We start from the raw sequence: 7,522 nt of genomic DNA, 5'->3' as shown, positions 1-7,522 counted from the left end.
TACTTCCTCGGCGACGCCGAGCCCGCCCTGTTTGTGTGCGATCCGGCGAAACGCGAGGCCCTGGCCGGGGCCGCCGCGGGCGTGCGGCAGGTCTGGACCCTCGATGCGGCCGGCACCGGCAGCGCCGCGGAGGCGGCGGACGCGCAGGACGGGGCCGCCTTCGCCGACGTGCCCCGGGCGCCTGAGGATCTCGCGGCGATCCTCTACACCTCCGGCACGACCGGGCGCTCCAAGGGCGCCATGCTCACCCACGACAACCTCGCCTCGAACGCGAAGGTGATGGTCGAGGTGTGGCGCTTCACGGCCGACGACGTGCTGATCCACGCCCTGCCGGTGTTTCACACCCACGGCCTGTTCGTGGCGACGAACACCGTTCTGGCGAGCGGCGGGACGATGCTGTTCCTTCCGCGCCTCGATTCGAAAAAAATCCTGGAGCTGATGCCCCGGGCCACCGCCATGATGGGCGTGCCGACCTTCTACACCCGCCTGCTCAAGGAGCCGGGCCTGACCCGGGAGGTGTCGCGGAGCATCCGCCTGTTCACCTCGGGCTCCGCGCCCCTGCTCGCCGAGACCCATCGCGAGTGGCAGGCCCGCACCGGCCACGCCATCCTCGAACGCTACGGCATGACCGAGACCAACATGAGCACCTCGAACCCCTATGACGGGGACCGGGTGGCGGGCACGGTGGGCTTCCCCCTTCCGGGGGTGTCGCTCCGGGTGGTGGATCCCGAGAGCGGGGTGGCGCTCGGTCCCGACGAGGTCGGGATGATCGAGGTGAAGGGCGCCAACGTGTTCAAGGGCTACTGGCGCATGCCCGAGAAGACCGCCGCCGAGTTCAAGCCGGACGGGTTCTTCATTACCGGCGACCTGGGCAAGGTCGATTCACGGGGCTACGTCCACATCGTCGGGCGCGGCAAGGACCTGATCATCTCCGGGGGGTTCAACGTCTACCCGAAGGAGGTCGAGACCGAGATCGACGCCCTGCCGGGGATCGTGGAATCGGCGGTGATCGGCCTGCCCCACCCCGATTTCGGGGAGGCGGTGACGGCGGTGGTGGTCGGCGGGGAGGGCGCCCCGGACGAGGCGGCCGTGACGGCGGACCTCGAAGGCCGGCTCGCCAAGTTCAAATGCCCCAAGCGCGTCCTGTTCGTGGACGAGTTGCCCCGCAACACCATGGGTAAGGTGCAGAAGAACATCCTGCGGGAGCAGTTCGCGGGACTGTTCGGGGGCTGATGCCCTCATCGTCATTGCGAGCGCATCGAAGCAATCCAGGGCAGCGAGACATCTGGGATGCGTGGCGCATCCCTGGATTGCTTCGCGACGCTCGCAATGACGGGATTGGCTGACGAAGGCGTTCAGATGCCCCTCCCCCCTGCTCCACAGAGGGGGGAGGGGCGAGTCTTACAGGTTGTGCTGCGTCCGATCGCCGGCGGGGGGCGCCTTGTCGTCCGCGCCGTCGGTCGCCTTGCGGACCACCTCGTTGAGATTGTCCGGGTCGAGGGCCGACTGCACGAATTCCCGGCCGCGATGGGTCATCTCGCGGGCGTAGCGCAGGCCTTCCTCGCGGACCTCGTCAGCATAGGGACCGAGGTTGCGATCCTCCTGGCGGGTGCGGGGCAGGAGCGCCCCGAGGAGCAGCCCGGCGGCGACGCCGACCACACCCACGAGGAGGGGGTTGTCGTCCACGAAGCGCTCGACCTGCGTGCGGCTGCGGCGGAGCCCGTCGATGCCCTGGACGGTGAGGTCGTCGAGCTTGCGCATATGCCGGCGGTGGAGTTCGCCCGCCTTGCCGCGCGCCTCGTCATAGGCCACCCCAGCCCGGTCGCGGACGCTGTCGGCGGTGTCGCCGAGGCGTTCGTGGATGTCGTCGGCGAGGCCCGAGATCCGGTCCCGTGCCCGGTCGGCCAGATCGGCCGCCTTGTCGCCGAGGTCGGAGGCCGTGTTCGCAGCCCGGTCGCGAAGGTCCGACGCGGTGTGGGCTGCCGAGTGGGCTGCGTTGGACGCAGCCTGGTCGGCGGCGCCACGCAGGGGATCGTGCCGGCCCTCGGGATCGGGGCGAAGGCCGTAACCCCCCGCCGGATGGTTCAGGGGATCGCCCTGGCCCGTGGGGTCGGGCCGCAGGGTGTGGTCCCCGGACGAACCCGGCGAATGGAGCGGCTTGTCGGTCATGCTCATGTCCTCGACTCGTGTCCTCGACTCGGAACCCTGGCGCCGTCGGGCGCGTGAAGCCCTCCCGGGCCGGGGCGGTCAGATTTCAGTCTTTTCCAAGGGGTCGTGGACCGGGCGGGCGGCGGGACCGTCCGGGTCGTAGTCCCGCACCGCGTCGGTGGCGATGGCATCCACCCTCGCGGCGGAGACCTGGGTGCGGCGACGCTCCGTCTCCTTGGCCATGCGGCTGAACAGCATCCCCACGCCGGCCGCGATCAGCAGCACCGGCACCGGGTTCCGGCGCACCGCATCGAGGGCACCGTCATAGACGGAGGCCAGCTGCGGCACCTTCCGGGCATTGCCCAGCATCTCGTCCACGATGTTGGGCACCGACAGGCGGCCCTGGATCTGGTCGATCGTCTCGTCGAGACGGGCGCGGCTCTCCTCGATCTCGCGCTCGAGGTCGTTCATCGAACTCATGACGGCTCTCTCATCCGGAGACGCGTTCCGACAGGGACTGGGCGTCCTGCCGAACCTGACGGGTGGTGCGGGTCGGCGCCAGGGTCGAGAGCGACAGCACGCTCCTCGCCCACAGGGCCATTCCGAGGGCCAGCACGAACAGTGTACCGCCGACGATGAGCGCCGCCAGCCACTCGGAGCCGACGATGGTGGCGAGCCACTTCACGAAGGCGTCGATGAGGACGAGCAGGGCGACCACCGCGAAGACGGCGGCGCCGACCATGCAGGCGAGCCCGGCCACGAGTTGGCGGGCGTTCCGGGCCATCTCGGCCCGGAACAGGGCGATCTCCTTGCGGGCGAGCTCGTTGGTCTCGCGCAGGGCGTCGCCGATCAGGCCCTGGATGCTGCCGGCGGGCTGCCGGGGGTCGGGACCTTGGCTCATGGCTCAGGCCCTGAAGCTGTCGCGGGGATCGCCGGCGACGGTCCCGTGCTCGTCCGGGGCGTTCGACGACTTGATGAAGCGTGCCGCCAGCAGGCCCACCATGAAGGTGCCCACCGCCACCGCCACGGGGGCGCGGCGGGCGAGGGCCTCGGCCTCGCCGTAGAAGTCGTTCAGGCTACGCCGCTCGATGGAGGTGCCGAGCGTCTCCAGCCCGTCCGCAGCGCTGTCGAAGAAGGCGCGGACATGGGGCTTGTCCGACATGTCGCGGCCGGAGCCCCGGAGGGACCGGGCGAGGTCCTGCACGGACTGGGCGGCCTCGCCCTTGCGCCGCTCCACATAATCCTGCGCCTGGAGGCGGGCCGCATCGAGCAGACCGCGGCCCTGTTCCGCGGCCACGTTGGCAAGGCCCTCGACGTCACCCTGGAGGCCGCGCCACTCGGCCTTCGCCCGGGCGCCCTCATGGCCGTCCGGACCGGACGCAGAAGCAGAGGCGTTGGCTTGGCCGCCCAGCGGCGCATCGTGGGGGAATTCGGGTTCGGCCATCGCGCTGACACTCCTCGCGCGCCCCGCCGGCTGGGATGCCGGGATGGCGGGGCGCGATGAAACCGGGGCCAGGTCCCGTCCGCCGGGGCGGTGGGCTCCTGTGTCGCGGCATCCCGCGACGGCTGAGTAACCGGCTGCGCCTGCGACAGTTCCTCCTTTATCGGGAAAGCCGTTCGGCTCAGCTTGCATTCATTCGGGCACAGGCATGAACCCGAGGCCGACGTTTGGAACCTCCGCCTGCTTGACCTGCACCCGGCTTCGCGCTTGGGTTGATTGTGTTAAGGATCGCCTCTCCGCCAGACGCGTTCTACACACGGTATCTGTGCGTCGGCGCGGGGTTTTCGCGCCTAAAACGGGAGCCCACCCGCGTGGCACGCCTTGTGATCGTTTCGAACCGCGTGGCCGTCCCTGAGGAGGGCGGCAAGGCCGTCGCGGCGGGCGGTCTCGCGGTCGCGGTCAAGGAAGCATTCAGCGCCTACGAGGGGCTGTGGTTCGGCTGGAGCGGACGGATCACGGAGGACCCGTCCGAGGAGCCGACGCTGATCGACCGGGGCCGGGTGCAGTACGCGGTGGTGGACCTCTCCCCCCGGGACCACGCGGAATATTACGCCGGCTTCGCGAACCGCGCCCTCTGGCCGATCATGCATTACCGGCTGGGACTCGGCGCCTTCTCCCGCTCGGACTATTCCGGCTACAGCCGGGTGAACCGCACCTTCGCCCGGGCGCTGGCCAAGCTCGTGGAACCAGACGACATCATCTGGGTCCACGACTACCATCTGCTCCCGCTGGCGGCCGAGCTGCGCGGACTCGGCCTCGACAACCCGATCGGCTACTTCCACCACATCCCCTGGCCGGCGGCGGACGTGTTCAACTCCCTGCCCGCGAGCGGCGAATTGCTGCGGGCGATCGTCGACTACGACCTGATCGGCCTGCAGACCGACCCGGACGTGCAGAACCTGCAGCGCAACCTGATCGATTCGCTCCGGGCGATCCCGCTGGGTGGCGGCTCGCTGATGGTCGACGGGCGCCGGACCCGGATCAAGAGCTTCCCCATCGGCATCGACGTGGCGGGCTTCCAGGAGGCCGCCGACAAGGCCGGCTCCAACAAGGTGGTCCGGGAGACCATGGCCGGCCTGCGTACCCGCAAGCTGCTGATCGGCGTCGACCGGCTGGACTATTCCAAGGGCGTGCCCGAGCGGATGGAGGCGGTGGAGAGCTTCTTCGCCTCGAACCCCGACCAGCGCGGCAACGTCACCTACATCCAGATCACCCCGAAATCCCGCAGCGAGGTCCCGGAATACGAGCAACTCGCCCGGGACGTGAACGAGAAGGTCGGCGAGATCAACGGCTCGCTGGGCGACCCGGCCTGGACGCCGATCCAGTACATCACCAAGGCCTATCCCCGGCCGGTGCTGGCGGGGCTCTATCGGGCGGCCCGGGTGGGCCTCGTCACGCCCATGCGCGACGGGATGAACCTCGTGGCCAAGGAATACGTCGTCGCCCAGAGCGACGAGGATCCGGGCGTGCTGGTGCTGTCCAAATTCGCCGGGGCGGCCCGGCAGCTGCCGGAGGCGCTGCTGGTGAACCCCTACGACCGGTTCGAGGTCGCCGAGGCGATCCGCATGGCGCTCTACATGCCCAAGGCCGAGCGGGTCGCCCGCTGGCGGCCGATGGCCGAGCGCATGGCCCGCGAGGATGTGGATTGGTGGGCACGCAACTTCCTGGTGGAGCTGGAAGCCTTCCGCACCACCGAGCGCGAGCCACCGACCGCCGCGGCCGCAGCGGAATAGCCGTCATCGCCGCTCCGGGACGCCCCGCATGATCGCCCTCGATGACGGGGTGCCGGCGCCGCTCGGCGCGCATTTCGACGGCCGGGGGGTGAACTTCGCCCTCTTCTCCGAGCACGCCACCGCCGTGGACCTGTGCCTGTTCGAGCCGGGGGAGCGGCACGAGACGCGCACCGTCCGGCTGCCCTGCCGCACCGACGACGTGTGGCACGGCTACCTCCGGGGGCTCCTGCCGGGCCAGCTTTACGGCTACCGGGTCCACGGGCCCTGGGACCCGGCGAACGGCCACCGCTTCAACGCCTCGAAGCTCGTCCTCGACCCCTATGCCAGGGAGATCCGCGGGCGGATCCGCTGGCACGATGCCCTCCACGGCCACCGCAGGGGCCTCGCCCGGCCGGACCGGATCGACCGCCGGGATAGCGCCGTCTACATGCCCCGGGGCGTCGTGACCGCGCCTGACGTGCCCGACCTCGCTCTGACCCCCGTGCGCCGGCCGCTCTCCGAGACGGTGATCTACGAGGCCCACGTCAAGGCGCTCACCCGCACCCACCCCGCCATCCCCGAGCAGGAGCGGGGCACCTACGCCGCCATGGCCCATCCGGCGATCATCGAGCACCTCGTGGGTCTCGGGGTGACCGCCTTGGAACTGCTGCCGATCCAGGCCTTCGCCGACGACCGGTTCCTCGTGGACAAGGGCCTCGTCAACTTCTGGGGCTACCAGCCCTACGGCTACTTCGCCCCCGATCCCCGCTACCTCGGCGAGGGCGGCATCGGGAGCCTGAAGGCGGCGATCCGCGAACTCAACGCGGCGGGCATCGAGACCTGGCTCGACGTGGTCTACAACCACACCGCCGAGGGCGACCTCACCGGGCCGACCCTGTGCTTCCGGGGCATCGACAACGCCAGCTACTACAAGGCGCAGCCCGGCGACCCGGCCCGGGACCTCGACTGCACCGGCTGCGGCAACACCCTCGACGTCAGCCATCCCAGGGTGATGCAGCTGGTGCTCGATTCCCTCCGGCACTGGGTGAGCGCCTACGGCATCGCCGGCTTCCGCTTCGACCTCGCCTCCAGCCTCGGGCGCTCGCCCGTCGACTTCACCCCCCGGGCCGCCTTCTTCCAGGCCCTGGCGCAGGACCCCGTCCTCGCCCGGGTGAAGCTGGTGGCCGAGCCCTGGGACATCGGCATGGGCGGCTACCAGCTCGGCGGCTATCCGCGGGGCTGGAGCGAGTGGAACGACCGGTTCCGGGACGCCGCCCGCGGCTTCTGGCGCGGGGATTCCGGCACCCTCGCCAAGCTCACCCAGGGGCTCACCGGGTCGCGGGAGACCTTCGCCGCCTCCGGCCGCTCGCCGCTGGCCAGCGTCAACTTTATCGCCAGCCATGACGGCTTCACCCTCGCCGACGTGGTCTCCTACGAGGAGAAGCACAACCACGCCAACGGCGAGGACAACCGCGACGGCCATGGCCACAACGTCAGCCGCAACTACGGCGTCGAGGGCGAAACGGACGATGCCGCGATCCTGGCGCTCCGCGCCCGGCAGAAGCGCAACATGCTCGCCACGATCATGCTCGCGCAGGGCGTGCCGATGCTGCTCATGGGCGACGAGCGCTCCCGCTCGCAGGGGGGCAACAACAACGCCTACGCCCAGGACAACCCGACGAGCTGGATGGACTGGACCGCCGATCCGGACCCGGACCTGACCGCCTTCGTCGCCCATTGCCTCGCCGTCCGCCGGGGGCAGCCGGCCCTGCGCCGCCGGGCCTTCTTCACCGGGGAACTGGTGGATCCCGACCAGCCCCTGCGCGACGTGCACTGGCTCTCCCCCGAGGGCGACGAGATGGCGGGCCACCATTGGGGCGACGACGGCCTGCGGGTCTTCGGCATGCAGATCGGCAACGACAGGGTCGCGGCCGACCGGCTGCTGATCCTGTTCAACGGCGGGGAGGGGGAGGTGGCCTTCCGCCTCGCTCCCATCGTCGGCGGCCCCTGGACGCCAGCCCTCGACACCACCCGCCCGACCGGCACCCCCGATCCGGAGGCGCCCGTCTGCCCTGTCGGCGGGGCGATCCCGCTGCCCGGCCGCTCGGTGCTGGTGATGACCGCCCCGGGGACGTTCCAGGCTTCCGCGGCCGGGCCGGGG

At 70.5% G+C, this 7,522-nt stretch carries 7 protein-coding genes; 3 read left to right on the top strand and 4 right to left on the bottom strand.

Translation table 11 applies throughout. From position 1 onward, the window contains the following. On the top strand, nt 1-1,233 hold a 1,233-nt coding region (locus tag MFF22_RS24530), incomplete at its 5' end, for a malonate--CoA ligase (RefSeq protein WP_238253385.1). Nucleotides 1,234-1,401: 168 nt separating this feature from the next. Here the strand turns inward: MFF22_RS24530 and MFF22_RS24525 are convergent. The 4 genes from MFF22_RS24525 to MFF22_RS24510 form a co-directional block, all read right to left on the bottom strand. Continuing rightward, nucleotides 1,402-2,175 carry an apolipoprotein A1/A4/E family protein gene (locus tag MFF22_RS24525; protein WP_238253384.1) on the bottom strand — a complete coding sequence of 258 codons (774 nt, stop codon included), beginning with the start codon at nt 2,173-2,175 and terminating at the stop codon, nt 1,402-1,404. A gap of 72 nt (nt 2,176-2,247) precedes the next feature. Then, a complete protein-coding gene (locus MFF22_RS24520; RefSeq protein WP_238253386.1) occupies nt 2,248-2,619 on the bottom strand; it encodes a DUF3618 domain-containing protein in 372 nt (123 codons plus the stop codon). 19 nt (nt 2,620-2,638) lie between these two features. Then, on the bottom strand, nt 2,639-3,049 hold the full coding sequence (locus MFF22_RS24515; protein ID WP_238253383.1) for a phage holin family protein: 411 nt from the start codon (nt 3,047-3,049) through the stop codon (nt 2,639-2,641). A 3-nt stretch (nt 3,050-3,052) separates the two neighbouring features. After that, on the bottom strand, nt 3,053-3,592 hold the full coding sequence (locus MFF22_RS24510; protein WP_238253382.1) for a hypothetical protein: 540 nt from the start codon (nt 3,590-3,592) through the stop codon (nt 3,053-3,055). Between the two features lie 368 nt (nt 3,593-3,960). On the opposite strand from MFF22_RS24510, the gene MFF22_RS24505 reads away from it, so the two are divergent. Further along, the gene (locus MFF22_RS24505; RefSeq protein ID WP_238253381.1) at nt 3,961-5,382 is read left to right on the top strand and encodes an alpha,alpha-trehalose-phosphate synthase (UDP-forming); all 1,422 of its coding nucleotides are present in this window, start codon (nt 3,961-3,963) and stop codon (nt 5,380-5,382) included. A 28-nt stretch (nt 5,383-5,410) separates the two neighbouring features. After that, nucleotides 5,411-7,522, top strand: a 2,112-nt coding sequence (glgX, locus tag MFF22_RS24500) for a glycogen debranching protein GlgX (protein WP_238253380.1), incomplete at its 3' end; no start/stop codon positions are given.

Source organism: Methylobacterium persicinum, from assembly GCF_022179525.1.
Taxonomy (GTDB): Bacteria; Pseudomonadota; Alphaproteobacteria; order Rhizobiales; family Beijerinckiaceae; genus Methylobacterium; species Methylobacterium persicinum.
This window is presented reverse-complemented; position numbering and strand designations above follow the sequence as displayed.